25 protein-coding genes are annotated in these 24,929 nt (G+C 68.5%); 11 read left to right on the top strand and 14 right to left on the bottom strand.

The genetic code is table 11. The annotated features are described in order from the left end of the window. Positions 1 to 73: 73 nt before the first annotated feature. The 3 genes from OHA68_RS25700 to rocD all read left to right on the top strand — a co-directional run bounded on the left by OHA68_RS25700 (position 74) and on the right by rocD (position 2,689). Entirely contained in the window at positions 74 to 559 is a 486-nt protein-coding gene (locus OHA68_RS25700) for an Lrp/AsnC family transcriptional regulator (protein WP_327102518.1), read from the top strand. A 123-nt stretch (positions 560 to 682) separates the two neighbouring features. Next, positions 683 to 1,480 (top strand): dimethylargininase, encoded by a 798-nt coding sequence (gene ddaH / locus OHA68_RS25695; protein ID WP_327102517.1) that lies wholly within the window; start codon positions 683 to 685, stop codon positions 1,478 to 1,480. Next, positions 1,481 to 2,689, top strand: a complete 1,209-nt coding sequence (gene rocD, locus OHA68_RS25690) for an ornithine--oxo-acid transaminase (RefSeq protein ID WP_327102516.1) — start codon at positions 1,481 to 1,483, stop codon at positions 2,687 to 2,689. Positions 2,690 to 2,806: 117 nt separating this feature from the next. Here rocD and OHA68_RS25685 read toward each other — a convergent pair whose 3' ends face one another. From OHA68_RS25685 to OHA68_RS25675, 3 genes are all read right to left on the bottom strand, one after another. Further along, positions 2,807 to 4,045 (bottom strand): CU044_5270 family protein, encoded by a 1,239-nt coding sequence (locus OHA68_RS25685; protein WP_327102515.1) that lies wholly within the window; start codon positions 4,043 to 4,045, stop codon positions 2,807 to 2,809. Then, the gene (locus tag OHA68_RS25680) at positions 4,038 to 4,574 is read right to left on the bottom strand and encodes an RNA polymerase sigma factor (RefSeq protein ID WP_327102514.1); all 537 of its coding nucleotides are present in this window, start codon (positions 4,572 to 4,574) and stop codon (positions 4,038 to 4,040) included. Before OHA68_RS25680 ends, OHA68_RS25685 begins: the two co-directional genes overlap by 8 nt. Before the next feature lie 124 nt (positions 4,575 to 4,698). Next, positions 4,699 to 6,255 (bottom strand): alkaline phosphatase D family protein, encoded by a 1,557-nt coding sequence (locus OHA68_RS25675; protein ID WP_327102513.1) that lies wholly within the window; start codon positions 6,253 to 6,255, stop codon positions 4,699 to 4,701. Between the two features lie 242 nt (positions 6,256 to 6,497). Here OHA68_RS25675 and OHA68_RS25670 point away from each other — a divergent pair, with 242 nt between their 5' ends. Next, positions 6,498 to 7,763, top strand: a complete 1,266-nt coding sequence (locus tag OHA68_RS25670) for a Glu/Leu/Phe/Val family dehydrogenase (protein WP_327102512.1) — start codon at positions 6,498 to 6,500, stop codon at positions 7,761 to 7,763. Between the two features lie 62 nt (positions 7,764 to 7,825). Here the strand turns inward: OHA68_RS25670 and OHA68_RS25665 are convergent, their stop codons facing one another. After that, positions 7,826 to 9,142 carry an RNA-guided endonuclease InsQ/TnpB family protein gene (locus tag OHA68_RS25665; RefSeq protein ID WP_327102511.1) on the bottom strand — a complete coding sequence of 439 codons (1,317 nt, stop codon included), beginning with the start codon at positions 9,140 to 9,142 and terminating at the stop codon, positions 7,826 to 7,828. 331 nt (positions 9,143 to 9,473) lie between these two features. Between OHA68_RS25665 and OHA68_RS25660 the strand changes: the two genes are divergently transcribed. Next, positions 9,474 to 10,307: a trypsin-like serine peptidase gene (locus tag OHA68_RS25660; protein ID WP_189144935.1), complete on the top strand. Its 834-nt coding sequence runs from the start codon at positions 9,474 to 9,476 to the stop codon at positions 10,305 to 10,307. Here OHA68_RS25660 and OHA68_RS25655 read toward each other — a convergent pair. From OHA68_RS25655 to OHA68_RS25645, 3 genes are read right to left on the bottom strand one after another with little or no spacing between them, the layout of a single operon-like run. After that, complete coding sequence (locus tag OHA68_RS25655; RefSeq protein ID WP_327102510.1) at positions 10,285 to 11,178, bottom strand: Gfo/Idh/MocA family protein; 894 nt, start codon at positions 11,176 to 11,178, stop codon at positions 10,285 to 10,287. The genes OHA68_RS25660 and OHA68_RS25655 overlap by 23 nt on opposite strands. Continuing rightward, positions 11,175 to 12,086 (bottom strand): NAD-dependent epimerase/dehydratase family protein, encoded by a 912-nt coding sequence (locus OHA68_RS25650; protein WP_327102508.1) that lies wholly within the window; start codon positions 12,084 to 12,086, stop codon positions 11,175 to 11,177. Before OHA68_RS25650 ends, OHA68_RS25655 begins: the two co-directional genes overlap by 4 nt. Before the next feature lie 2 nt (positions 12,087 to 12,088). Further along, on the bottom strand, positions 12,089 to 12,442 hold the full coding sequence (locus OHA68_RS25645; protein WP_327102507.1) for a YrdB family protein: 354 nt from the start codon (positions 12,440 to 12,442) through the stop codon (positions 12,089 to 12,091). Positions 12,443 to 12,555: 113 nt separating this feature from the next. On the opposite strand from OHA68_RS25645, the gene OHA68_RS25640 reads away from it, so the two are divergent. Continuing rightward, positions 12,556 to 13,251, top strand: a complete 696-nt coding sequence (locus OHA68_RS25640; RefSeq protein ID WP_327102506.1) for a TetR/AcrR family transcriptional regulator — start codon at positions 12,556 to 12,558, stop codon at positions 13,249 to 13,251. Here OHA68_RS25640 and OHA68_RS25635 read toward each other — a convergent pair. The 7 genes from OHA68_RS25635 to OHA68_RS25605 all read right to left on the bottom strand — a co-directional run bounded on the left by OHA68_RS25635 (position 13,223) and on the right by OHA68_RS25605 (position 20,094). Further along, entirely contained in the window at positions 13,223 to 13,831 is a 609-nt protein-coding gene (locus OHA68_RS25635; protein ID WP_327102505.1) for a TetR/AcrR family transcriptional regulator, read from the bottom strand. The genes OHA68_RS25640 and OHA68_RS25635 overlap by 29 nt on opposite strands. Before the next feature lie 10 nt (positions 13,832 to 13,841). After that, positions 13,842 to 16,190 carry a PEP/pyruvate-binding domain-containing protein gene (locus tag OHA68_RS25630; protein ID WP_327102504.1) on the bottom strand — a complete coding sequence of 783 codons (2,349 nt, stop codon included), beginning with the start codon at positions 16,188 to 16,190 and terminating at the stop codon, positions 13,842 to 13,844. Continuing rightward, complete coding sequence (locus OHA68_RS25625) at positions 16,187 to 17,536, bottom strand: MFS transporter (protein ID WP_327102503.1); 1,350 nt, start codon at positions 17,534 to 17,536, stop codon at positions 16,187 to 16,189. Before OHA68_RS25625 ends, OHA68_RS25630 begins: the two co-directional genes overlap by 4 nt. Positions 17,537 to 17,779: 243 nt before the next feature. Continuing rightward, positions 17,780 to 17,974 (bottom strand): hypothetical protein, encoded by a 195-nt coding sequence (locus OHA68_RS25620; protein WP_327102502.1) that lies wholly within the window; start codon positions 17,972 to 17,974, stop codon positions 17,780 to 17,782. 423 nt (positions 17,975 to 18,397) lie between these two features. After that, the gene (locus OHA68_RS25615) at positions 18,398 to 18,742 is read right to left on the bottom strand and encodes a hypothetical protein (protein ID WP_189144928.1); all 345 of its coding nucleotides are present in this window, start codon (positions 18,740 to 18,742) and stop codon (positions 18,398 to 18,400) included. Next, positions 18,709 to 19,395, bottom strand: a complete 687-nt coding sequence (locus OHA68_RS25610) for a helix-turn-helix domain-containing protein (RefSeq protein WP_327102501.1) — start codon at positions 19,393 to 19,395, stop codon at positions 18,709 to 18,711. Before OHA68_RS25610 ends, OHA68_RS25615 begins: the two co-directional genes overlap by 34 nt. Before the next feature lie 222 nt (positions 19,396 to 19,617). Further along, entirely contained in the window at positions 19,618 to 20,094 is a 477-nt protein-coding gene (locus OHA68_RS25605; protein ID WP_327102500.1) for an ATP-binding protein, read from the bottom strand. A 149-nt stretch (positions 20,095 to 20,243) separates the two neighbouring features. Here OHA68_RS25605 and OHA68_RS25600 point away from each other — a divergent pair, with 149 nt between their 5' ends. The 5 genes from OHA68_RS25600 to OHA68_RS25580 all read left to right on the top strand — a co-directional run bounded on the left by OHA68_RS25600 (position 20,244) and on the right by OHA68_RS25580 (position 24,829). Beyond that, positions 20,244 to 21,071: a helix-turn-helix domain-containing protein gene (locus OHA68_RS25600; protein WP_327102499.1), complete on the top strand. Its 828-nt coding sequence runs from the start codon at positions 20,244 to 20,246 to the stop codon at positions 21,069 to 21,071. Next, positions 21,059 to 21,271, top strand: a complete 213-nt coding sequence (locus OHA68_RS25595; RefSeq protein ID WP_327102498.1) for a DUF397 domain-containing protein — start codon at positions 21,059 to 21,061, stop codon at positions 21,269 to 21,271. Before OHA68_RS25600 ends, OHA68_RS25595 begins: the two co-directional genes overlap by 13 nt. A 279-nt stretch (positions 21,272 to 21,550) precedes the next feature. Further along, complete coding sequence (locus OHA68_RS25590) at positions 21,551 to 21,763, top strand: DUF397 domain-containing protein (protein WP_327102497.1); 213 nt, start codon at positions 21,551 to 21,553, stop codon at positions 21,761 to 21,763. A 313-nt stretch (positions 21,764 to 22,076) separates the two neighbouring features. Beyond that, positions 22,077 to 22,628, top strand: coding sequence for a hypothetical protein (locus OHA68_RS25585; protein ID WP_327102496.1), 552 nt, complete (start codon positions 22,077 to 22,079; stop codon positions 22,626 to 22,628). Further along, on the top strand, positions 22,625 to 24,829 hold the full coding sequence (locus OHA68_RS25580) for a hypothetical protein (protein WP_327102495.1): 2,205 nt from the start codon (positions 22,625 to 22,627) through the stop codon (positions 24,827 to 24,829). Before OHA68_RS25585 ends, OHA68_RS25580 begins: the two co-directional genes overlap by 4 nt. Positions 24,830 to 24,929: the final 100 nt, after the last annotated feature.

The raw sequence follows: 24,929 nt of genomic DNA, 5'->3' as shown, positions 1-24,929 counted from the left end.
CGGTGTGCGTAGCGCCCAGTCTCGCGTGCTCAGATCGTCGCGCGCCACACGGGCGAGGCTGTATACAGGGCGCGTGGAACTGGATCGGTTGGACCGTGACATCATCGCCGCGCTCGTCGAGGACGCCCGCGCGACCTACGCCGAGATCGGCCAGCAGGTGGGGTTGAGTGCGTCGGCGGTCAAGCGGCGGGTGGATCGGCTGCGGGTGACCGGCGCGATCACCGGTTTCAGCGCCAGGGTGGCGCCGCAGGCGCTCGGCTGGACGACCGAGGCCTACGTCGAGCTGTTCTGCCAGGGCAAGACCAAGCCGTCCGACATCGCGCTGGCCGTGGCCCGCTATCCGGAGGTGGTCGGCGCGGCCACGATCACCGGCGAGGCGGACGCGCTGCTGCACATCCGGGCGACCGACGTACGCCATGTGGAGCGGGTGATCGAGCGGATCGCGGCGGAGGCGTTCGTGGTGCGGACGAAGAGTTCGATCGTGCTGTCCAGGCTGGTCGACAGCCCTCCCGGGAGCGCGGTGGCGGAGCCGCGCAACGGATCGCCGGTCCCCGGCTGAGACTCGCAACAGAACCTCGCATACACGCAATACCGCCCTCTTACCTGCGACAACGCCGCTTCTTAGGCTGTATCCGTCCCCTGCTGTGAGGACCTTTCACTACGCACAACTCCGGAGCCCTGCATGCCCAGACACTTCCTGATGTGTCGCCCCGACCACTTCACGGTCGAGTATGCGATCAACCCGTGGATGCATCCCGAAGCCGGCTCCGATCGCGACCTCGCCCTCCGCCAGTGGGAAGGTCTCAAGGCCGTGTACGAGAGCCTCGGGCACCAGGTGAGCCTGATCGACCCGATCGAGGGCCTGCCGGACATGGTCTTCGCCGCCAACGGCGCGCTCGTCGTCGGCGCCCGGGTCTACGGCGCCAGCTTCGCCTTCCCCCAGCGGGTCCCCGAGGGGCCCGCCTACCTGCGCTGGTTCGCCGAGCGCGGGTTCGAGACGCTGCAGGCCACGCACGTCAACGAGGGAGAGGGCGACTTCCTCGCGCTCGACGACGTCATCCTCGCGGGCACGGGCTTTCGCACCGACCGCGCCGCGCACCACGAGGCACAGGAGTTCCTCGGCCGTCCGGTAGTCTCGTTGTCACTGGTGGATCCGCGTTTCTACCACCTGGACACGGCCCTGTTCCCGCTCGACGGCCGCAACGTCGCCTACTACCCCGGCGCCTTCTCCGCAGGCAGCCGTGAGGTGCTGCGCCGGCTGTTCCCGGACGCCGTGCTCGCGACGGCGCTCGACGCCGAGGTGCTCGGCCTCAACGCGGTCAGCGACGGCAGCCACGTGGTGATCAACTCCGAGGCCGGCGACCTTCAGCTGGAGCTGAAGCGGCGCGGCTACGAGGTGATCCCCGTCGAGCTGTCGGAGCTTCGCAAAGCAGGTGGCGGCCCCAAGTGCTGCACACTGGAGATCAGGGGGGAGAACTGAATGACCACCAGCGCAGAACTCATAGAGGTCAGTGAGCGCCGCAGCGCGCACAACTACCACCCGCTGCCCGTGGTGATCCACGAGGCGGACGGCTCCTGGGTCACCGACGTCGAGGGCAAGCGCTACCTGGACTTCCTGTCCGGCTACTCGTCACTGAACTTCGGCCACGGCAACCAGAAGATCATCGAGGCGGCGCAGGAGCAGCTCAAGCACCTGACGCTGACCAGCCGCGCCTTCTACCACGACCAGTTCGCCAGGTTCTGCGCCGGACTCGGGGACCTCACCGGCAAGGACATGATCCTGCCGATGAACACCGGCGCCGAGGCCGTGGAGACCGCGATCAAGGTCGCCCGCAAGTGGGGCTACCTGGTCAAGGGGGTCGAACGGGACAAGGCCACCATCATCGTGATGGAGGACAACTTCCACGGCCGTACCACGACGATCGTCAGCTTCTCCACCGACGAGGACGCCCGCGCCGACTTCGGGCCGTACACGCCGGGCTTCACGGTCGTGAAGTACGGCTCCACGGAGGCGATCAGGGAGGCCATCGACGCCAACACCGTCGCGGTGCTGATCGAGCCGATCCAGGGCGAGGCCGGGGTGCTGGTGCCGCCGGACGGCTACCTCACCGAGGTGCGCGAGCTGTGCACCGAGCAGAACGTGCTCATGATCGCCGACGAGATCCAGTCCGGCCTCGGCCGTACCGGCAGGACGTTCGCCTGCGACCACGAGGGCGTCGTGCCGGACATCTACGTCCTGGGCAAGGCCCTGGGCGGCGGCGTCGTCCCGGTCTCGGCCATCGCCGCGAACGAGGACGTGCTCGGCGTGATCAAGCCGGGTCAGCACGGCTCCACCTTCGGCGGCAACCCGCTCGCGTGCGCCGTCGGCAACGCCGTGATCGACCTGCTCAACACCGGCGAGTACCAGGACCGGGCCACCAAGCTCGGCGAGGTGCTGCACGCCCGGCTGCGCGAGCTGATCGGCCACGGCGTGGTGACGGTGCGCGGGCGCGGGCTGTGGGCGGGCGTCGACATCGACTCCTCCCTGGCCACCGGCCGCGAGATCTCCAAGGCGCTGATGGCGCGCGGCGTGCTGGCCAAGGACACGCACGGGTCCACGATCCGGCTCGCGCCGCCGATCGTGATCTCCGAGGAGGACCTCCTCTGGGCGGTCGACCGGCTCGCCGACGCGATCGACTCCTTCCGCTGACCCATCGGGTAACGGCCCGCGCCCTGACACGGCACGGACGCGGGCCGTTCCCGCCCCCGGGGTAGGGCCCGCGTCCCCCTGGACGCGGGCCTTGGCCTGTCGCGGTACGCGGCGCGGTCAGCCGGAAGGAGAATCGACGGGCCAGCCGGCGGGCACCTGGGTGGAACGGGCCCCCGACGGCTCGTCGACGGGCCCGTCATCCGGCTGGGGGCGCATCGTCGCGGCCGTCGACGGCTCGTCGACGGGCTCGTCGTCCGGCTGGGGGCGCATCGTCGCGGCCGTCGACGGCTCGTCGACGGGCTCGTCGTCCGGCTGGGGGCGCATCGTCGCGGTCGGCGACGAGGTGGGCTCGGCGGGAACCGGCTCCGGTGCGCAGCTGCCGTCGCCGTCGACACCGCTGACCTCCGGCAGCTTGTCCACGACCGTGACGCTGAGCTCGGCGGTGTGCGCGACGAGGCTCCCCACGGGCGCGCCGGCCGCCTTCGCGTCCACGACCGTGCCCCGCTCCCCCAGCAGCGTGCGGGTCTCCGGGTCGAAGATGAGCTGGTGGAGCGTTCCGCTCATCGGCCGCCCGAGCGCGACGCCCGAGCGCCCGGCCGAGTCCTGGACCCCCTGGGCCTCCTCGACCCCGGGGATGGCCTTGATGGCCTCGAACACCGCCTCCCGCTGCGCCTTGGGCAGGTACGTCTCCCTGACCAGCTCACCCGCCGCGTCGAAGGCCATCTCGTCCGCGTTGCGATCGCCCGGATCATCCTGGTAGAACCGCTCCCGCATCCGCTTCGGGTCGGCGGGCAGCGTGCTCAGGTAGGAGTAGTCGTCCCGCCGGCCGGGACAGGGCGCGACCCATGACCGGAAGGACGGCTCCGACCGGCGCGCGTCCGCCGGCAGTTCCTCCCCCGGCCACGGCTTCGGCTCCAGGCCATCGATCAGCAGCAGCCCGGGGGCCTGCCCGTCGGCCGACTGGTAGATCTTCCGGTGCGTCCGGTACAGATGACGGGTCGGCTCCCCGTCCGCCCTTCCGACGGTCGCGCCGTACATGGTGTCGGACTCGATGAGGATGAATTGGCCCGGCTTGGGGTGGAGCTCGGGGAAGTACTGCGCCGCGGTGCGGTTGACCGTACCGGCGGTCGAGGTTCCCTCCGGTCCGCCGCCCTGGCCCGCCAGGGCCACCGCCACGCCGCCGACGAGGGTGATGGTCACCCCGAAGGTGGCCACGGCCTGCCAGCCCAGCCGGGGAAGGCGAAACCCGCGGTGGGCCTCGCGCAGCAGCCGCTCCCGCGCCTGCGCGCGGGCTTCCGGCCGGTACGGCGGCACGGCGGGGCGGCCGTCCACGAAGTCCTTGAACTCGTCATCCATCCTGGGGCTCCTCTGCGAAGGGGTGGTTACCGCCGAGTGCCCTGCGCACTTTCACGCGGAGCCTGTGCAGTCGGGACCGCACCGTGCCGACCGGCACGCCGAGGGCGATCCCCGCCTCCTCGTAGGTGAGGTCGGTCCAGGCCACGAGCAGCAGCAGGTCCCGCTCGGCCGCGTTGAGCAGGGTCAGTGCCCGGGCCAGCCTGGGCTGGAGCTGCTCGGCGGTGACCCGTTCCACGCTGCGCTCGTCGAACGAGCCCGGCCGCTCCGCGCCGGCCATCCTGGCCATCGCGTGGTTGCGCCGCCGCTCGGTCCTGCGGTGCTGGGCGACGACCTTGGTGGCGATGCCGTACAACCAGGGCCTGGCGTCGGGCCAGGTCCGGTCGTAGCGGGCACGGCGCCGGAAGGCGACCAGGAACACCTCGCCGGTGACGTCCTCGGCGGTCTCCGGGCCGAGGCGTCTGGCGGCGTAGCGGTGGATCTCGTCGGCGTGCCGGTCGAACAGCGCGGCGAAGCTCTCCGGATCGTCCAACGAACGCCCGATGAGCGTTGAGTCGTCCGTATCGGACACTTCGTGAACAGCCACCACGTCGTCGGTCCTCTCTCATGCGGTCACCCTGTTCTTGACCGCACGGCAGGATCCGGTTCCGACTATTTCACTCCAGTTTCACCGAGCCGACTTCGCGAATGTCGTCGCCGGTGGAGTCGTACCAGGTGGCCTCCGCGCCGGGGAAGGTGAGCATCGCGACCGCGTTCTGGAACCACGGGCCCTTGATCACCCGCCATCTGAACGGCGGCTTCGGCAGCTTGGCCGAGCGCGCCAGCAGTCCGCCGATCAGCGTGGCGACGCCGAACTGGGTCAGCACGTTGGCCCAGCGCAGCGTCCGGCTGAGCGGGTTGCGGATCGGCGAGCAGACGACCTGGTAGACCGGCCCGGTGCGGGCCTTGGAGACGTAGGAGTAGTGCACGTCGCCGGACAGGATCAGCACCGGCTTGCCCAGCCTGATCAGCATCCTGGACAGCTCCTCGAACGACCGCCTGAAGGCCGCCCAGTGCTCCAGGTCCACGGCCTGCCTGAGCTTCTCCGACAGTCGCGCCACCGGGCGGCCCCACGCGCCGTCGCAGAGCGCCTCGTTCCAGTTCTGCACCCCGTGCACGCCCTCGGGCAGCAGGAACGGGATCGACGAGCCGATGATCAGCCGGTCGGCGGGCTTGGCGACCTCCTCTTCGAGCCAGGCCCACTCCAGCGGGTCGAGCATCCGGCGGTCGCCCGGCGTGAGCTGCCTGGCGCACCTGGTGTCGATCATGATGAGCCGGCTGTGGCCGAGGTCGCGGGAGTAGCTCCACCGGTTGCTGGTCGTGTCGGCGTCGGCCCGCGCCGCGAAGGCGTCGAGAGCGTCGGCGCCGTCGCCGCCGCCGTCCAGCAACGCGCGCAGCAACGGCTCCTCCGCCCGCTCGGCCGGCGAGAGGTTGCCGAGGTGCTGGTAGATCCAGTACGCGCCGAGTCCGGCGACCACCCGGCGCTGCCACCAGCTCGTCTCGGCCATCTGCTCACGCCAGGTCATGGACGTGTTCCAGTCGTCGCGCAGGTCGTGATCGTCGAAGATCATCGCCGTGGGGACGGTGGAGAGCAGCCAGCGGATGTCGGGGTCGGTCCACGCCTGCCGGTAGAGCTCGGCGTACTCCTCGAAGTCGGCGATCTCGTTCTTCGGCTCGCTGTCGCGCCGGGCGTGGATGAACTTCAGCATCTCGGGCGAGGGGTTGTCGGCGTAGACCTGGTCGCCGAGGAGCAGCAGGAGATCCGGCCCCAGCTCGCCGTCGCCCTGCGACAGATGGCAGCCGAGGGAGCGCAGCATGTCGTACCCGTGGATGATCTCATGCGGTGTGTCGTGCGGCGCGCTGGTCCGGCAGGACCCGAACGCGATCCGGCCCGGCCCCTCCGGGGGGACCAGCCGGATCCGGCTGGGTGGCCGCCCTTCGAGCGGCCACACCTCCTCGCCGTCCAGCTTCACGGCATAGGGGGTCGCATCCTGGGAAAGGTCTGTGATGTCGACGATCGCATAGTGGTGACCGTGGACGGTAAAGGTAGGCGACTTGTACGGCCTGCCGTCGGCCTCCACGGTGACCTCGCAGGGCTCTTCGGTCTCCACAAAGATCGAGGCGCTGGCAGAATCCACATAGCGCAACATCGGCCCGATCACCAGTGCGGGCATTACACCCCCCGGTTTGACAGTTCGGCACCCATGGGGCCACAAGCTTGCCAGAGTGTCGCGTTCAGGACACCTAGATCGGTGGCTTGACTTCCAATGACCGCATATCGCCTCATCGACGGCAAGAGCCCCCTAGGCAACACCAACACCCCGTTCTAGTCTGATCACGACAAGTACGCCCAAATGGGTCTTAGGCAAAGGCGCCTTACCCAAATATAGGGCGTCCATTACAGGAGGACCTCTTCATGAGCGTCATGGTGCCGTCAACGACGCCGGCCCAGATCACACCCGGCCGCCAGGCCCTGGACTCCACTCTCCACCAACTCGGCCAGGCGGCCGACCATCTCGGACTCGGCGACGGGCTCCGTACGATGCTCAGCACGCCCCGCCGCTCGCTGACCGTCTCGGTCCCGGTCCGCCGCGAGGACGGCCGCATGGACATCGTCCAGGGCTACCGGGTCCAGCACAACGTCTCACGCGGCCCCGCCAAGGGCGGCCTGCGGTTTCATCCCGGCACCGACATCCACGAAGTGACCGCGCTGGCCATGTGGATGACGTGGAAGTGCGCCCTGGCCGACATCCCGTACGGCGGCGCCAAAGGCGGCGTGGCCGTGGATCCGGCCACGCTCGACAGCCGCGAGCTGGAACGGCTGACCCGCCGCTACGTCAACGAGATCCTGCCGATGATGGGCCCGGACAACGACATCCCGGCCCCGGACGTCGGCACCGACGAACAGACCATGGCCTGGATCATGGACGCCTACAGCTGCAAGGCCGGCCACACGCTGCCCAGCAAGCCGGTGCCGCCGGGCGGCTCGCCCGGCCAGGCCGGCGCGACCTCGCGCGGCGTCCAGATCGCGGCCCTGGCCGCGCTGGGCCGCTCGCCGGACGGCGTGACGGTGGCGGTGCAGGGCTTCGGCAAGGTCGGCGCGCTCACCGCCCAGTACCTCGCCGACGCCGGCTGCAAGGTCGTCGCCGTCTCCGACGCCTCGGGCGGCGTGTACGCGCCCGCCGGGCTCGACCTCGCCGGCCTGCGCGCCTGGGTGGCCGAGTCGGGCCACGTCCTCGGTTACCGGCACGCCGACGCCCTCGGCCGCGACGAGTTGTTCGAGCTGAACGTCGACGTGCTGGTGCCGGCGGCTCTCGGAAGCGCGATCACCGAGGCGAACGCGCCGCACGTGCGCGCCCGCCTCGTCGTGGAGGCCGCCAACGGCCCCACCACGCCCGAGGCGGATGAGATCCTCACGGCCAACGGCACGACCGTCGTGCCCGACATCCTGGCCAACGCCGGCGGCGTGATCGTGTCCTACCTGGAGTGGGTGCAGATCATGCAGGCCTCCTCCTGGAGCGAGGAGCAGGCCGAGCAGCGCATGCGGCACCTGATGGAGAGCACCTACGCCGAGGTCGCCGCCCTGGCCGCACGGCGCGGCCTGACACTGCGCCAGGCGGCTCACGTCATCGCCGTCGGCCGCGTCGCGGAAGCCCACCAGACGCGCGCCCTCTGCTCTTGACTTCTCCCCGCCATGAATGACGGGGATTCTCCCGTCTCACGGCGGGGTGTTTACTGCTGCTTCTACGCCGCGTGCGCGGTGGAGGTTTCGGGCGGGGCCAGGTTCGGGATCGCCTTGCCTGGTCTTACCTGCCCTTCACAGTCGTTTCGGGTGTCCGCCAGCCCGGCGGCCACATCCTTCACCGACCCCACGTCGTTCAGGCCGTTCGAATCGTTCAGGCCGTTCAGGGTCTTCTGGGCCTTCAGGCGGATGCCTTCGGCCAGGATGTTGAGCGCGGCGGCGATGTCACGATCATGGTGTTCGCCGCAGGAGGGGCAGTCCCACGCGCGGACGTCCAGGGCGAGTTTCCCGATCCGGTGGCCGCAGCAGGGGCACAGTTGGGAGGAGGGATACCAGCGGTCGATGGAGATGAAGGCGCGGCCGTAGCGGGCGGCTTTGCCTTCCAGTAGCCGCAGGAAGGTGCCCCAGGAGGCGTCGTGGACGCTCTTGGCCAGCCTGCCCCGCGCCAGGCCCCGCACCGCCAGACCCTCGACCGCCACCGCTTGATTCTCACGGACGATCATGGTGCTGACCTGATGCAGGAAATCCCGGCGCGCGTCGCCGACCTTCGCATGCTGACGGGCGAGCCTGATGCGGGCCTTGGCCCGGCTGGCGCTGCCCTTCTTCTTACGCGCCAGGGCGCGCTGGTGCTTCTTCAGCTTGCGCTCCCGACGGCGCAACCATTTGGGGTTCGCGATCTTTTCACCGTCGGAGGTGACCGCGTAGTGGGCCAGCCCGAGATCGATCCCCGTCACCGCATCGACCTGCGCATCACAGCGGGGAAAGGTCTGGCCGTCGTCCGGCACGTCAACGACAAAGGAAGCGAAATACCGGCCCGCCGCGTCCTTGACGACCGTCACGCTGGACGGCGGAGCGGGCAGCTCACGCGACCACCGCACCTCGATCTCACCGATCTTCGCCAGATACAACGCATCCCCAGCACCTCCGGGGCGGAGCCTGAACGCGGTGCTGGTGAACCGGGCCGACTGCCGACGATCACGCCGCGACTTGAACACCGGCAACCCCACCTTCGGGCCTTTGCGCTTGCCCGACACCGAGGCGAAGAAGTTGCCGTAGGCCACGTCCAGATCCCGCAGCGACTGCTGCAACGGCACCGCCGACACCTGCCCCAGCCACTCCCGCTCAGCGGTCCGCTTCGCGGCGGTGATGCACAGTTTCTGCAACTCCGTGCCGCCGATCCGCGCCCGGTCGGCCTTCCACGCGGCCTTACGCCGGGCCAGCCCGTCGTTCCACACCGCCCGGACACACCCGAACAACCGAGCCAAAGCTGCCTGCTGGGGCGTGTCCGGATACAACCGGTAGTTGTAGCGCAACTTCACCGAACACCACCCCTCTCCCTGACTACACGAACGTAACCACTAACAGTGTGCAATGGATCGCACACGTTCCGCGAATTCGAACATACTAACGGCCACCCTCATGGCCACGCCAGACGCATACCGACACGGCATACAGCAACCGACAACGCCGACCAACATGACCATCCGTAGCCCGCGCCCCGCGCTCCTGACCGCCCCGCCTACCGGCGGGCCATCCCCTGACGGGAACCGCATCCATCACCGGCCTGAACGCCAGGGCTTTCTACGGGCTTTCGGTAAATACTGATGTCGCAGGTCAAAGAGGTGATCGTTCCCTGCTAGAAATGGGTAGGTGTTCAGGTTGGTGCTCGTTCTGGCCCTGCTCGACCCGACCGCCGTCACGGAGGTCTCGCATCGCAACATCCCGTCGGACAAGGTGCTCACCCCGGACGGCGACCGGCTCGGCTACGCCCCCGTGTCCCGCCCCTTCACCGGCGCGCGGCGGCTGACCGGGGTGCTGGTCGGGCGTGACCCGGTCACCGGCACGCATCTGATGTGCGGCGGCACGGTGCTCGGCTCACGCAGCCGCAGCCTGGTGCTGACGGCCGCGCACTGCCTCTACCACGAGGGCAGGCTGCTGCGGCAGCTCGCCTTCCTGCCGGCCTACGACCGGGGCAGCCCGCCGCTGGGCGTCTGGCCGGCCGTGCGGACGTGGGCGCCGGCCCGCTGGCGCGGCCGGTCGTACTCCGCCGAGTTGTTGCCGTACGACGTGGGGCTGGTCGGGGTGGCGACCGCGGCGCGGCGGTCGCTGGAGGACGTGACGGGGCCGGGCCTGCGCCCGCTGGCCACCGGTAAGGGCACCGCGCTGCGGGGGCTGGAGCTGCTCGGTTATCCCAAGGGGAAGCAGTATCCGGGCACCCGGATGTATCGCTGTGTGGGCGACGCGGTGGAGGGCACCGTGCGCGGCCCGGGGGTGCTCGTCACCCGTAACTGCCACGCCGCGGCGGGCGGCAGCGGCGGCCCGGCCGTCTACGGTCAGGAGGTGGCGGGGGTGGTCTCCTCCTCCAGCCCGCTGAAGGACGCCAAGGGCTTCACCGTGGTCACCCGGCTCGGCGGCAAGTCCTTCACCCGGATGTACCACGAGGCCGACCGGGCCATGCGGCTCAGGCAGGCGAGCTCGCCCTGACGATCTCCTCGCAGATGGCGTGGCTGACCAGCGCGTCGTCGGCGCCGATCAGGCGGCCGTCGCGGACCGCGGCGAGGAACTCCAGGCAGATCTGCTCGATGCCGCGCTGCCGGGCGACCGGCACCCAGTCGGGGCGCCGGGTGACGACCTCGCCGCCGGCGTAGTCGATCACGTCGCCCAGGTTGACCACGCGGCGCTTGACGCCCCCGCCCATGACCTCGCAGCTCTCCTCGCTCGCCCCGCTCGCCCGGTTCATCACGCCGATGGCGGTGAAGCCGTCGCCGGACAGCTCCAGCACGATGTGCTCCAGCAGCCCGTCGCCGGTGCGGGTGCGGAACCGGGTGCCGGTGACCGGTCCCGGCGCCAGGAACCTGAGCGTGTCCACCACGTGGATGAAGTCGTCGAACACCACCCGGCGGGCGATGTCGGGGTTCTCCCGGCGGTTCTTCTCCATGAGCACGAGGTGGCGGGGCAGCCGGGCGAGCTCCGCGTAGCCGGGGGCGTGGCGGCGGTTGAAGCCGACCATCAGCGATCTGCGCTCCTCGCGGGCCATCCGCGCCAGCCGCTCGCAGTCCGCCAGGTTGTCGGCGATCGGCTTGTCGACGTAGACGTGCACGCCGGCGCTGAGCAGCGCCTCGACGATCTCGGGGTGGGCCACCGTGGCGGCGTGCACGAACGCCGCGTCCAGGTCGGCCTTGATCACCTCGGCCACGGACGTGGCACGGCCGGCCACCCGGTAGCTCTCGCCGAGCCGGTCCAGCGTGCCGCCGTCGCGGGTGCACAGGTGCAGGTCGATGCCTGGCTGGGCGGCCAGCACGGGGAGGTAGGCCTTCTCCGCGATGTCACCCAGGCCGATCATGCCGATCCTCATGCGCCGAGCGTAGCCTTCAGCGCCGCGTCCATGGGCGTGGGCGCCACACCGAAGGTCCGCTGGAAGGCGGAGGAGTCGAGCACGTACGGCGCGACGAACTGATAGCGGACGTGCCTGAGCTCGCCGATCATGGGCGAGACCAGCCCCAGGCCCCGCACCAGCGGCCAGGGCAGCGTCCGCATCCGGGGCGCCGGCAGGCCGAGCAGCGCGGCCATCCGCTCGCCGACCTGACGGAAGGTCATCGGCGCGTCGGTGGGCACGTGCCAGGGCCGGCCCCAGGCGCGCTCGTCGCCGCCCGCGACGATCAGCGCCTCCGCCACGTCAGGCAGGTACGTCCAGCTGTGCGGGATGTCGGCCGGCCAGACGAGCGAGATGGTCCTGCCCGCCCTGAGCGCGGGCAGGAACCGCTCCCCCAGGTGGGACTGGTCGGTGGCGCCGGGGCCGAAGTAGTCGGAGCCGCGCACCTCGGTCACCCGGATCCGGCCCGCCCGGTGCGCGGCCAGGGCGTCGTCCCACATCTTCGCCCGGACCCTCGCCTTGGGGTTGGTGGAGGCCAGCGGCAGGTCCTCGGTCATCGGGCCGGTGACCGGACCGTACGGGTAGAGGTTGCCGAGGATCGCCAGCACGGCGCCGGTCGCCTCGGCGGCGGCCAGGAAGGAGGCGGCCATCGGCGGCCAGTCGGTGAGCCAGCGGTGATACTGCGGGTTCACGCAGTTGTAGAGGACGTCCGCGCCCTTGCTGACCTCGATCAGCCGGGCCTGGTCGGCCACGTCGGCGGCCACCTTGAGGGTGCCGTCCGGGCCGCGGCCCGAGCGGCTCACCACGGTGACGTCGTGTCCCCGGGCGAGGAGCTTGGTGGCCAGATGCGTGCCGACCTGGCCGGAACCCACCACGATGTGCTTGCCCATGATCAGACCTGCTTCCAGACGATGCGGAAAACCGCGTTGAGGATGAAGAGGACGGCGAAGACGGCGGCCGGGGTCACGGCCCCCGCCGCGTAGAGCGCCAGGGCGCCGCCGCCGAACCAGACGATCTCGAGAACGGCGCGGGCCGCGCCGGTGGCCGGGAAGACGGCGTTCGCGCCGCCGCCCGCGCCGAGCAGCGCCCAGGCGGCGATGAACAGGGCGGGTACGCCGATCCCGGCGAGCAGCTTCACGCCCCAGTGCGGGCTGGCGGTGAAGCCCCAGTAGCCGGTGGCGGGGAGCACACCGAGCTCCAGCAGGAACATCAGGGCCAGGTTGGCGCCCTTCACCAAGGCGAGCATCGCTTCCTCCGAAGACCATCGTTCTCGTACAAGAGCAATGCTCTCGCACAAGAGCGGCAGTCGTCAAGAGCGGTGCTCTCGTTTACTGCTAGCGCTCTGGTAGCGTGCGGGGCATGACAGCGAGCCGTACCGCGAGAGAACGGGTCAGAGCCGAACTCACCAAGGAGATCACCGACATCGCGCGCCGCCGGCTCGCCACGGAGGGCGCGGGCGGGCTGTCGCTGCGCGCGGTGGCGCGCGAGATGGGCATGGTGTCGTCGGCGATCTACCGCTATTTCCCCAGCCGCGATGACCTGCTCACCACGCTGATCATCGACGGCTACAACGCACTGGGCGAGGCGGTCGAGCAGGCCGACGCCGCCTGCCCCGGCGACGACCACACCGGCCGCTGGCTGGCCATCTGCCACGGCGTGCGGGACTGGGCACTGGCGAATCCGCACGAGTACGCGCTGCTCTTCGGCTCGCCGGTGCCCGGTTACGAGGCACCCGAGGACACCATCCCGCCCCGGCTGCGCGACGTGATCGTCATGGGGCGGCTGGTCTCACAGGCCTACGCGGCCGGCGCGCTCGACCCGCCCGCCCTGGCCGGCCCTCCCCCGCAGGCGCTGCACGCCGACGCGGAGAACCTGCGGACCGTCATGCCGGACGTCCCGGACGACCTGGCCCTGCGGGCGTTCTCGGCGTGGACCGCGCTGTACGGCTGGGTCAGCTTCGAGCTGTTCGGTCAGCTGGAGAAGACCATCTTCGATCGGCGTACGGCCTTCGAGCGCTCCATGCGCATCATGGGCGCGACACTGGGCCTGCGCTGACCAGCAGCGGGACCATGACCTCGTCGACCACGTCCACGATGAGCCGGTCGGGGATGGGCGGGCCGTTGAAGAGGAAATACTGCCTGATCAGGGCCTGACCGCTGTCCAGGCGACGCGGCGTGATGGCGGCCGGGTCGATCTCACCCCGCTCGACGGCCCGCCGGGCGACCTCGGCCAGCAACTTCCGGCTGGCGCCCTGCGAGTTCTCCCGGAACGTCCGGGCGACGGACTCGTCCCCCAGCGCCTCGCTGAGCAGCCCGCGCATCGCCTCACCCGCCGGCCCCGCCAGCGCCGCCGACGACCGCCGCAGCACCACGAGCAGGTCCTCGCGCAGGCTGCCGGTGTCGGGCACGGAGGCCAGGTCGGGCAGCGTGTGATAAACGGCCGCCATGACCAGCGCGATACGGGTGGGCCAGCGGCGATACAGCGACGCCTTGCTCGCCCTGGCCCGTTCGGCGACCCGCTCCATGGTGAGCTGGGCATATCCTCCCTCGGCGAGCTCGTCCAGGGTCGCCTGGAAGATGGCGGAGTTGAGCGCCTCGCCACGGCGCCGGGGAAGCTTGCGGTGGTCGGTGACCATGACAGGAATCCTACGGAGCCGCCGCCGTGACCCGTCCGGCATCGCCGTCCACGGTCACCACCTGGCCATCGGTCAGCGTGGCGGTCGCCTCGCCGGTGCCCATCACCGCGGGGATGCCGTACTCCCTGGCCACGATCGCCGCGTGCGAGGCGCTGCCGCCCGCGTCGACCACCACGGCGGCCGCCCGCTGGAACAGCGGCGTCCACGACGGATTGGTGTACGGGCAGACGAGCACGTCGCCGCCGCCGAGCTTGCCGAACTCCGACGGGTCGCGGACGATCCGCACCGGCCCCGTCGCGATGCCCGCGCTGGCGGGCGCGCCCACGACGAGGGCGTCACCCAGCTCCTTGACGGGGAAGACGGACCTGGGGTCGATGAGCCGCACGCCCGCGAGCTCCTCACGCTTGGCTGCCCTGGCGGTCGCCAGCGCGCGCAGGTGCGCCCCGGCGTCGCTGTCCGCGAGCCGTTCCAGCTCCTCCAGCCGCAGGTGGAAGACGTCCTCCGGGGCGTCGAGCGTCCCCGCGTCCCGCAGCCGGCGGCCCATCTCCAGCAGCGACCCGCGCAGGACCGGCAGCGGCATCGTGAAGTAGAAGTGGCTGTCCTCCCGGAAGGCGACGCCGGCGCGGGCCGCCCGCACCCAGCGCGTCACCCTTTCTTTTTCTTTGCTACGGCGCAGGAGCGGGTGTGCGAGCAGCTTGTCGAGCGCCTCGTCGCCGGGGGTGGCGGGCGTGGGTGGCTTGGCCGCCAGCAGCCTGACCAGGTCGAGCACCGTCTCCGGGGCGTCCGCCCAGGTGGGCGGGGTGACCAGCAGCGGGGTGGCGGTCTCGCGGTGGCCGTACTCGGCCAGGAACGCCTTGAGCTTCGCCTTGAAGGCGACGCCGTCGAGTGAGCCGGTGCGCCTGGCCTCCTCGGCCAGCTCCTCCAGGGCCTCGTTGGCGTCCGCGGTGCGGGTGCGCCCGCCGGCGATCAGGCCGCTGAACAGGGCGCCCCGGCCGAGCAGCTTGACCACCAGCAGCAGTCGCAGCAGCGCACGGCCGGTGCCGGGCAGATAGTCGATGCGCAGGTCCGCCACCGGCTGTACCGTGTCCAGCGCCCTCCTGGGCACCCGGAGCAGCTCCGGCCAGGGCAGCGCGGGCAGGTCGAGGGCGGTCAGCTCGCGATTCGTCTCCAGGAACGTGCGCATGCGCGGGTCGTCCAGCCACCGGGCCGGGTCGTACCGCCTGGCCTTGGCCGCGAGGCGGAACGGGGTGGTCAGCACGCGCGGGGTGGGATGCGGGGTCGGCGGCACCAGCCGGTAGACGACCCCGTCCTGCTCCTCCAGGAAGCTGTCGAACGCCCCGTGCACGCCGAAGTAGCCCGTTACCTTTCTCATTAACCCCGCCGGGCCGTACGGAAGCCAGGTCGACATGTCGATCGGGTAGGGCCGGACGGGGACGTACTCGATCAGGATCGAGCCGAGCCTGCGCTGGATCGGGTTGAGCCGCTTGAGCGGCGGCGGCGGGAGCGCGGTCATCGGGCGGGCCTGGACCAGGCTCACCTCGCCGCCCGCGTAGGTCCACTCGATGTCCTGCGGACGGCCGAAGTGGGCGGCGACCTCGGTGCCGAGCCTGGCCAGCTCACGCAGGACCTGATCGGGCAGCCGCTCGGCGGGGGCACCCGTCTCGTCGTGGATGACGCCGCCGCCCGCCGTACTTCGGATGATCACCTCGCGGCGGCCGGGCGTGTACGCGGTGACCTCGCCGGAGGGTTCGAGCACGTAGTGGTCGGGGGTGACGAGGCCGGAGACGACGGCCTCGCCCAGTCCGCTGCTGGCGTCGACCACGAGCTGGCCGCGATGCCCCGTGACGGGGTTCGCGGTGAACATCACGCCCGCGCTCTCCGCCTCCACCATCCGCTGCACGACCACGGCGATGCGCACGGCGGCGTGGTCGATCGCGAGCCGGTCGCGGTAGGCGACGGCACGGTCCGTCCACAGCGAGGCCCAGCATCGGCGTACCGCGTCGATGAGCGCGTCCTCGCCGACGACGTTGAGGTAGGTGTCCTGCTGACCGGCGAACGCCGCGCCCGGCAGGTCCTCGGCGGTGGCGCTGGAACGCACCGCCACCGGCGCGCCGCCCACACCGAGCTCGGCGTACGCTCTGATGATCTCCCGGCGCAGCTCGTCGGGCACCGCGGCCCGCTGGACGCTGTCGCGGGTGCTCAGCCCGGCCGCGACCTGCGCGTAGGCGTCGGTGGTGACGACGAAGCCGTCCGGCACGGGGAAGCCGTGGCTGATCAGCTCCCCCAGGTTGGCCCCCTTGCCGCCCGCCAGGGCGAGGTCGCCACGGCCGAAGGACCGCAGGGGTGCGACGAGTTTCATGATTTCTCCTCGGCATACGCGGTGGTGCGAAGGGGACGCGCCGGCAGCGCCAGCGCGAGCAGGAAAGCCACCCCGAGCAGCGGCGCCATCGCCGCGAACACGGGCAGCGCGGCCTCGGCGAAGGCGGCGGGCAGCTGGCTTCCGGTGGTTCTCCAGGTGATGAGGGCCCCCACCAGGGCCACCCCGGCGGAGGCGCCGGTCTGGCGCAGGAACGTCACCGACGAGGTGGCGGTGCCCAGATCGGCATATTCCACGGAGTTCTGCGCGGCCAGGACCATGACCTGCATGACCAGCCCGACCCCGAGCCCGACGAGCAGCAGTACCCCGGCGAGCGTGGCCGCCTGGCCGGCCGCTGCCGGCAGCAGCGCCAACCCCACCCCCGCCAGCGCCGTCCCGGCCACCGGGTAACCCCGGTAGCGGCCGGTCCGGCTGATCAGCCGGCCGGAGACGATCGTGGTGGTCAGCACGCCGCCCATCAACGCGGTCACCAGCAGCCCCGCCTGGGTGGCCGACGAGCCGAGCGCGATCTGCAGGTAGGCGGGGATATAGGAAATGGTCCCGAACAGCGCGAACCCGATGAGCAGACTGATCAGTACGGGTACGGCGAACGCCCGGTCCCTGAACAGCCGCAGCGGCAGGATCGGATCGGTCGCCAGCCGCGCGCTCACCAGCCACGCCGCCACCCCTACCAGCGCCACGGCCAGGAACACCGGCTCGCGGGTCTGCCCCAGCATGACCACCCCCACCACGGCGACGGCCAGCGTGACCGCCCCCGCGATGTCGATCGGCGCCCGGGAGACCGGCTTGGGCAGCTTGAGTGTGGCGGTCAGCACGGCGAACGCCAGCAGCCCGAGCGGCGGATAGATGGCGAAGATCCACCGCCAGCCCACGCTGTCGATGAAGAACCCACCGACCAGCGGCCCGCCGACAGCGGCCACGACGTACGCCGCCCCGATCAGCCCCAGGTAGCGGCCACGCTCGCGGGGGCTGACGATCTCCCCGATGATGGCCTGCGCCCCGATCATCAACCCGCCGCCGCCGACGCCCTGGATCGCCCGGAAGGCGATGAACTGCGGCATCGACGTGGCCACCGAGCAGAGCACCGCGCCGACGACGAACACCACGATCGCCACCTGCATGAGCGGCTTTCGGCCGAACCGGTCGCCGAGTTTGCCGTACAGGGGCATGACGACGGTCGCGGCGACCAGGTAGGCGGTGATGACGGCGGGCATCTGGTCGAGCCCGCCCAGACTGCCCGCCACGGCGGGGAGGGCGGGAGTCATGATCGTCTGATCGAGGGCGCCCAGCAGCATGGCGAGCACCAGCCCTGACAGCACAAGCCCCACAGCGACCACTCCTTAGAGAACGAGTCGTTCTCTAACCAGAGTAGACGCCACCCTTAAGAAACGCAACGTTCACTAACCGACGCGGATCTCCAGCCTCCAAGACACCTATGCCCCGCCCTCGGGTACGAGAGCGGGGCATAGGTTTCTTGGGCGGGAGCTCTCGGAGCTCACCAGCGGATGCGACCACGACCGGCGAAGGGCGGCCCGGGGATCACGTAGGAACGGACTCTCCCGGACCCGCGATCACCACTTCTTGGAGCAGACCTTGATGGTGCGGGTCGAGGATTTCTTGATCTTGATGGACTTGCTCTTCGAGGCGATCCGGCCGTTCGAGAGACGCTTGATCTTGTAGACGCCGGGCCGACCCCGGAAGTAGTACGTGCCGATGTCGTCGCGGGCGCTGGCCGCGACGCCCGGACCCTGGACGGTGACCGTCACCGGACCCACGCTCTTACAACTGAAGACCAACTTGACACGTGCGTACGACGGCGCAGCCGCGGCGGGTGCGGACCCAAGAGCGGCCATGACGAGGCCCATCGCGAGCGCACCCGCAAAGACAGAACGCCGGACAATACGAAACATAATGATCCTTTCATGGCAAACCGGGCCACCCTAGCCCGGTCCTTGTACGCAAAGCGCGCATTTAGGTGTTTTTCACAGGTTCGCGGCCATCGCGTGCAGGTATGGCGTCCTGGGCGACATCCCCAGGGGGTTCACCGGTGGGTGCCGGAGCAGAACGTCGAGCGGGAGACCACGCTCCGATCGAAGAGGCCAGAGCCGTCAAGGCGGTGGCCGACCGGGGACAAGACCAAGAAAGGCGGCCCCGGAATCATGCGGGCCCGGATTCCCCCGGACCCGTGATCACCACTTCAGGGAGCAGACGTTGATGGTGCGGGTCGAGAACTTCTTGATCGCGATGGACCTGCTCCTCGGTGCGATCCGGCCGTTCGCAAGGCGCTTGATCTTGTAGACGCCGGGCCGGCCCCGGAAGTAGCTCGTGCCCGTGTTGCGGCGAGCGCTGGCCGCGACGCCCGGACCCTGGACGGTGACCGACACCGGGCCCACGTGCGTACACCTGAAGACCAGCTTGACGAGCGCATACGGCGGTGTCGCCGCGGCCGAGGCGGGCGTGAACCCGATGGCGGCCAGGGCGACGCCCATCGCGAGCGCGCTCACCAGGGCAGAACGCCGAACAATACGAAACATGATGATCCTTTCATGGAGACCCGGCCAACCGTGGCCACGCCTCCCGTACGCAAAACGTGCTTCAGGAAGTGGGATGTTTCTCGCGGTCCGTGGATGACGTAGCGCCGCGTCGGCGGCAACCGGGACCTCGACCACGTTTGAGCAGGCCACCGGCCCCACCAAGCCCTGCTCACCAGGCTCGGCATCCCCACCCCAAGCAGGTCCTCAGCCTCCGGCCCGCTGAACAGCCAAGACTTCACCGCCCAGAGAAACGCCCTCCAGGCGGCCAGGCCCCACTGGAGCGATCTTTGCACGCGCCGGTAGCACCGTGGAATACACCGGGAATACGCCTGGTCACCCGGCTTTGCCCGGCCGAACGGGTACAGCGTCCCCGCCTGGAGACCGTTCCGCGCGTCCCCCCACCCTGAAGGACTCCGTTGCCCCATTCCGTTTACGCGGTCAGCTCCAGTTCGAGCCGTGTGAGGTGTGATAGGCGGGTTGTCCCCCGGGGTGTTTCCGCCCGCAGTCTCCAGACGGGACACTTGCGACTGCGTCATCCCCGCGCGCTCGGCCAACTCAGTCTGAGACAAGCCAAGAGCGACGCGACGGTCATACACCAACTGCCCCAGCCCCAGCCTCAGCCTCAGCCTCAGCCTCGGCGTAGAGGCCCGCATACTCCGCATCCCCTATGCGTTTCCGGCGCCGAGTGCTCTGCCACTTGCCGTGACCGCTCACGACTCCTCCTTTGGAGATGGCCCCCGATGAGGTGGGATGGGCGTGCTCTCATCGGGGGCCGTGCCCGGCCCAGGAACTACGGGGGAAGGTCCTGGCCGGACGTTGTGATGGCGGCCCCCCATGAGAAGGCGGAGCCGCCTGGCCCCGACCGACTGCCCTGCTCAGCCAGTGCCGCGTCCGCCGACCGATCCGGAGACCGGTTCTGGAGCGGACGAGTCAGCGGAAGGAGGGACGGCCCGGATAGCGCACCAGACGGTACGGCCCAGCCCGCGACCGTGCTCGCGAATCCCCCAGCCCTGGGAGATCTCGCGGACGATCAGCAGCCCACGACCGTCCTCCGCCTCGGGCTCCTGCCGGACGTACGGCCCGGAGAACGCGGAACCGGGGTCACGCACCTCCACATAGATCATTTCCTCCGCCTCGGTGAGGGTGAGGCCGATGAAGTCGTACGGCCTGGCGTCGGAGTGCCGGAACGCGTTCGTCACCAGCTCGGAGGTCGCCAACACGGCGTCATCGACCGCGGGATGATCGTTCCCGAGCCATCTGCGCACTTCGGAGCGGGCGTGCGCGACGGACTCGCGAATGCCCACCAGCTGAATCGAACCGATGATCCTCGGCGCCGCGCTCGCTGTTTTCATGGCTTCACCTACTCAAAGAAGTGGGCCTCGATCGGGCTTCCCACCATCCCAAGCCTTGACTACAGTTAGTAGTCGATTGACTTCGCTATGCCATCAACTGTTTCGGTGAAAGTTTCGTTGAAACGGGTGGCTGCCCCCCGGGAGGTCAGATGCCAAAGGAAAGCGAGCTGTGCCCCGCCGATTCGCCGACCGCGCTCTTCGGCTTCGAGCTGCGGCGATACCGCAAGGCGCGAAGCTGGTCCCAGATTCGTCTGTCGAAGGCGGTGTCCTACTCCATCGGCACGATCAGCATGATCGAGACAGCCAGGCGATCACCGACGGAGGACTTCGCCCGCCGCTGCGACGAAGCGCTGGAGGCGGAAGGGGCGCTGATGCGGCTCTGGCCGATGGTCAGCCACGCATCGGCCCCGCCATGGTTCCGGCCCTGGCTCGACGTGGAGGCCACGGCGGAGGCTATCCGCACCTGGGAACCGCTGGTGGTGCCCGGCCTCCTCCAGACCGAGGACTACGCCAGAGCCGTTCTCAGCGGTGATGTCGGTTTGGCACCCGAGCAGATCGAGAAGCACGTGATCGCTCGCATGGAACGTCAGTCGATCCTTAGACGCCCCAAGCCCCCTTTGCTATGGATCGTCATCGACGAGGCGGTCCTACATCGGCCGATCGGCTGCCCGGCTGTAATGTCGGCGCAGCTCACTTACCTGCTCGAGGCAAGTCTGGCGCCCCGGATCACCATTCAGGTTCTCCCGCTCAACGCCTACTCCACGACCGGTCTCGCCGGAGGGTTCGCCATCGCGCAGGCACACGGAGTTTTCGATACTGCTTATGTCGAATCCGCTGGAGTCATGAGTCGAGTGACAGAGAGACCAGAGGACGTAAGCGTTCTAACATACAGATACGAAGGGATTCGCTCCGAAGCACTGTCCCAGCGCGAGTCCCTAGAGCTGATCAAGGAGACGCTGCCGCGATGGATCACCTGACCCGAGAGCTCGAAACAGCCACCTGGCGCAAGTCCACCCGATCAGGACCCGACGGCGGCAACTGCGTTGAAGTCGCTGAACTCTCCGGCGGACGCCGAGGCGTCCGCGACAGCAAAAACCCCACCGGCCCTGCGCTCGTCTTCACCCCAGGGGAATGGGATGCCTTCATCGGAGGCGTCAAGGACGGCGAATTCGGCTAGACGCCACTAGTTTCACTTCACAAAGAGGAACCCGCAGAGGACCTTCCCCTAGATTCACCCCGATAAGGTCCTCTGCCTCACTCTTCACAGGCGTTTCCCTCCGTATGACCACACAACGTGGCTTGGCCTACCAGAGGTCGCCGCCCAGCCTGAAGTCATACACAGAGCAATAGAACGACAGGCCGACATCAGCGTCCTAACATGCAGATAGGAGGAGATTCACTCCGAAGCACTGTCCCAGCGCGAGTCCCTGAAACTGATCAAGGAGGCGCTGCAGCGATGAACGAACTGACTCGAGAACTCCAAACAGCCACCTGGCGCAAGTCCACTCGATCATGGTCCAACGGCGGCAACTGCGTCGAGGCCGCCGAACTCTCCGGCCGACGCCGAGGCGTCCGCGACAGCAAAAACCCCGCTGGTCCAGCATTGATTTTTACCGCCGGTGAATGGGACGCCTTCATCAGGGGCGTGAAGAATGGCGAGTTCGGCTAGGCACCACTAGCCCCACAGGCCCGTATCATGGGCGCTCCTCTTCCACCCTTTGCGCCGGTTCACCGCATAGGCACAGGGCACCTGGCGCTTCCAGGCGATTCTCTCGGCATGTTCGATGCCGTCGCCAACGCTGATGAACGTGCGCTGACCTCGCCGACCTCGCCGCCGTGCCGTGAAGACCAGACGGCATTCGAGTGCATGGCCGACGCACGTGGACTCTCCCCCGGCTCGGCACAGTCGACCACGATCTCCCCATTCGTGTCGATGCACTCGTCACCCATCCGACCCCGGTCCCATTCCTGAGTTTCAACCGATGCTCAGCGAGTACCCATCGGGTTTCATCCTCCCTGGATGGCTTACCGCGCGTTCCTTGCTCGATGAAATGGCCGGAAGATCGCTTTTCTACCGGAGGTTGGCTCCACACGTTCTCTTCCTTGAAGACGACTGGAGCTGTCCCCCAACCAGGCAAAACATCCGATTCTCGAACGAAACTCGTACTCGCTATGCCTTTCATCGAGGTTCTGCTTGTTTTGTTGATGTGATGTTGATTACGGTGGGAAAGACGTGGGAGAAGCCGCCTCCTGACCTGTTCTGGTGCTGCGAGCCGTACAAGGGGAACATCTTGGCCGACCTCGATCGCCAGGCGATGCAGGCTGTCGCGGAGCGGATCCAGCGGCTGTCGGATGAGCACTGGTGGGCGCTCGATCCCTCCTGCCGCCTGATGGAGAACGACACGTGGGTGGGGCCGGCAGGCAGCCGGTTCGGCACCCAGATCCACGCCGACCAGCGAGAGCTGTGGGCTCTGCTCAAGCAGGCCATTAATAGTGCGCATCAGAAGCTGGCGTCACTTCCGGACAAGCCATGACGGACTTCAGCGGAGTCAAGCAGCCCGATTTCGACACGATGGCGGGCAAGCACACCCAGGCGGCCGGGCGACTGGCGGAGCTGGCGCAATCCCTGCACCGCGAGTTGCAGGGTGCGGGACTCGACACCTCACTCGCGGCACGCCTTCGTGAGCTGGCCGGACGGGTCACCACGCAGGCCGAGGACCTGCGGCGACGGCAGCAACTGGTCCATGAGCTGCAGCGGCAGAAGGTCAGCATAGGGACGAGCACTCCGGCGGGGAGTTTCCTGGAGATACCGGATGGCCTGAACGCCGCCAAAGGACTGCTCGACGGGACGCTGGCAGGACGTGCCGCACTGAACGCCTCGCGCGGGGACGCCAAGGCGCTGGCCGAGCTGGAGAAGTACGCGCCTCGAACCGAGGACACGGAGTTCGTCAAGGTATTCCTTGGCATCCTGGGAGCCGGAGGAGCGACGCGGCTACCCGGCTCGATCGCCGAACAGTTGCGCACCGCCTCGAACCACGGCGATCCGGCGCGCGTGTCCTCGCTCGCAGCCCAGGGCCAGAGGGCACTGGGCATGCTCAGCAGAACGCTGGCCAGGGCGACCGATCCGAGGAACCCCGCGTACCTGGGTGCGGGCTTCACCAAGGATCTGGCGAAACAAGGGCGGGCCGAGCACAAGTCCGGTGACATGAAGTATTCGGGCTACCAGGCCCAGGCGCTCATCTGGCGTGCTCACGACGGGGAGCCACCGTACTCGAAGGAGTTCATGGAGATCGTCGGACGCGACGTGATCGTCTACGAACAGGAGCAGCGCAAGAACGAGTGGGCGGCGAGCAAGGACTGGCTGGGCCGAGCGTTCGGCAGTCCCCAGATTCCCATCGTCGACCTGGCCGGCGCCCTCGGCCTCGGTACCCTGCTGAGACCGGGGACACAGGCCGCTGCTCCAGGCGCGAAGGGCATTTCATCGGTGGTGGACGACCTGTTCCACGCGGCGAAGTTCAGCCGGGAGGCGTCCCACGCTCTGCTGGACCATACTCCGGCCGGGTGGGAGGAGTCCGTGCTGGACTACCTGCTCACGAGCCGGTGGGGGGCCTCCCACTACTTGGGCGACTATGCGCCATTGAACGACGTACTAATAACCGCGACGACAGGCCAGGACGCCACCTCTCAGAAGTTGGCCGCTGAGATGACAAAGATCATCGCTAGCGAGATGAGCGAAGCTTTCGGCCAAGCCGCCGACGGCAACCTGGAGATACGAAACAGAGAAACCTTCGATCGCCTGGCACCCCTGAGCTACCCTTTGGCCCGCGCCATTGCGGCAAACATTGACCAGCTCTCACGGCTCTACCTGAACCATAAGACCTTCTTCAAGGTCGCGCCTCAGGACATGTCTTACGCTCTCGTGCTGGCCACCTCACACGACACCGGGTTCGAGGCACTAGTGAGAGCACAGACCGAGCACATGCGAGCGGCGCTCGACACCGTGCCTCCAGTCGGTCTGAACGTCTCCAACGCCGAACGACTCGGCTTCACCGTGGCCGAAGTAAAGGGCTTCGACCGCAACGGAAATGGGCGAGTCGACGCGGCCGACACCACACAATTCCTGATTGACCGTACTGTCGAGGAGGCAGTCCCTTTCAACCATATGGTGGAAACCCGTCGGCAGGCCCTGATCGCTCAAGGGCTGGATAACAAGAAGGCGGATGAGTCGCTGAAAGCCATGGTGGCAAACGCTATAGGGCTGCTCCCAGTACCTGGCGCAAAGCAAATAGGTGTACTGGCGACAGGAGCCTTCGGAGAGATGGCCAGCAAGGGATACGAAAAGCTCTCTGGAGTCGCGTATGACGAGCTGTCCCGACAGGTGGCTCACCGGATGTCTGAACAGGGCCGAAGCCTGGACGAAGGGCATAAGACGTCAGCAGACAACTATCTGGCGGTGGAGAGGCTGGCAGAGCAGATGGTCGCGACAGCTATGCTAAACAAGGGCATGTTGGATGGACTTCGCCTGGAAGATCAGACCTTTGCGATCGGAACTCCGCCGAGACTCAAGCCCTTCCCCGAGATGACATCACAGGAATACAGCAACTTCCTCGAGTGGAATCGCGCAATCGGAGGAAGTAGCGACATACTCAATCGCTTCAACACCACCTTCCAAAGCACCAAACAGGTTTCCTCCTATCTCGGCCTAGGGATCCAGACCTCCAGAGGTGACGAATGAGGAAGTCTCGTCCACCTGTCGCGCTAGCAGTTCTCATGTTGTTTGCCGCAGCATGCAATCCAGGGAACGAGACAGTCTCCGCACCCGCTTCCCTCCCTAG

This window comes from Nonomuraea glycinis (genome assembly GCF_035920485.1).
Classification (GTDB): Bacteria; Actinomycetota; Actinomycetes; order Streptosporangiales; family Streptosporangiaceae; genus Nonomuraea; species Nonomuraea glycinis.
The sequence above is the reverse complement of the archived record's forward strand: the minus strand, read 5'-3'. Positions and strand labels throughout refer to the sequence as shown.

Bases quoted from the DNA above. Each gene is read 5' to 3' on its own strand.
- OHA68_RS25590 (WP_327102497.1), top strand. From the start codon at position 21,551: ATGAACGAACTGACTCGAGAACTCCAAACAGCCACCTGGCGCAAGTCC.
- ddaH (WP_327102517.1), top strand. From the start codon at position 683: ATGCCCAGACACTTCCTGATGTGTCGCCCCGACCACTTCACGGTCGAG.
- OHA68_RS25595 (WP_327102498.1), top strand. From the start codon at position 21,059: ATGGATCACCTGACCCGAGAGCTCGAAACAGCCACCTGGCGCAAGTCC.
- OHA68_RS25615 (WP_189144928.1), bottom strand. From the start codon at position 18,742: ATGTTTCGTATTGTTCGGCGTTCTGCCCTGGTGAGCGCGCTCGCGATG.
- OHA68_RS25630 (WP_327102504.1), bottom strand. From the start codon at position 16,190: ATGAAACTCGTCGCACCCCTGCGGTCCTTCGGCCGTGGCGACCTCGCC.
- OHA68_RS25675 (WP_327102513.1), bottom strand. From the start codon at position 6,255: ATGCCCGCACTGGTGATCGGGCCGATGTTGCGCTATGTGGATTCTGCC.
- OHA68_RS25635 (WP_327102505.1), bottom strand. From the start codon at position 13,831: ATGGTCACCGACCACCGCAAGCTTCCCCGGCGCCGTGGCGAGGCGCTC.
- OHA68_RS25650 (WP_327102508.1), bottom strand. From the start codon at position 12,086: ATGGGCAAGCACATCGTGGTGGGTTCCGGCCAGGTCGGCACGCATCTG.
- OHA68_RS25640 (WP_327102506.1), top strand. From the start codon at position 12,556: ATGACAGCGAGCCGTACCGCGAGAGAACGGGTCAGAGCCGAACTCACC.
- OHA68_RS25645 (WP_327102507.1), bottom strand. From the start codon at position 12,442: ATGCTCGCCTTGGTGAAGGGCGCCAACCTGGCCCTGATGTTCCTGCTG.
- OHA68_RS25600 (WP_327102499.1), top strand. From the start codon at position 20,244: ATGCCAAAGGAAAGCGAGCTGTGCCCCGCCGATTCGCCGACCGCGCTC.
- OHA68_RS25685 (WP_327102515.1), bottom strand. From the start codon at position 4,045: ATGGATGACGAGTTCAAGGACTTCGTGGACGGCCGCCCCGCCGTGCCG.
- OHA68_RS25655 (WP_327102510.1), bottom strand. From the start codon at position 11,178: ATGAGGATCGGCATGATCGGCCTGGGTGACATCGCGGAGAAGGCCTAC.
- OHA68_RS25580 (WP_327102495.1), top strand. From the start codon at position 22,625: ATGACGGACTTCAGCGGAGTCAAGCAGCCCGATTTCGACACGATGGCG.
- rocD (WP_327102516.1), top strand. From the start codon at position 1,481: ATGACCACCAGCGCAGAACTCATAGAGGTCAGTGAGCGCCGCAGCGCG.
- OHA68_RS25605 (WP_327102500.1), bottom strand. From the start codon at position 20,094: ATGAAAACAGCGAGCGCGGCGCCGAGGATCATCGGTTCGATTCAGCTG.
- OHA68_RS25610 (WP_327102501.1), bottom strand. From the start codon at position 19,395: ATGCGGGCCTCTACGCCGAGGCTGAGGCTGAGGCTGAGGCTGGGGCTG.
- OHA68_RS25670 (WP_327102512.1), top strand. From the start codon at position 6,498: ATGAGCGTCATGGTGCCGTCAACGACGCCGGCCCAGATCACACCCGGC.
- OHA68_RS25585 (WP_327102496.1), top strand. From the start codon at position 22,077: ATGCTCAGCGAGTACCCATCGGGTTTCATCCTCCCTGGATGGCTTACC.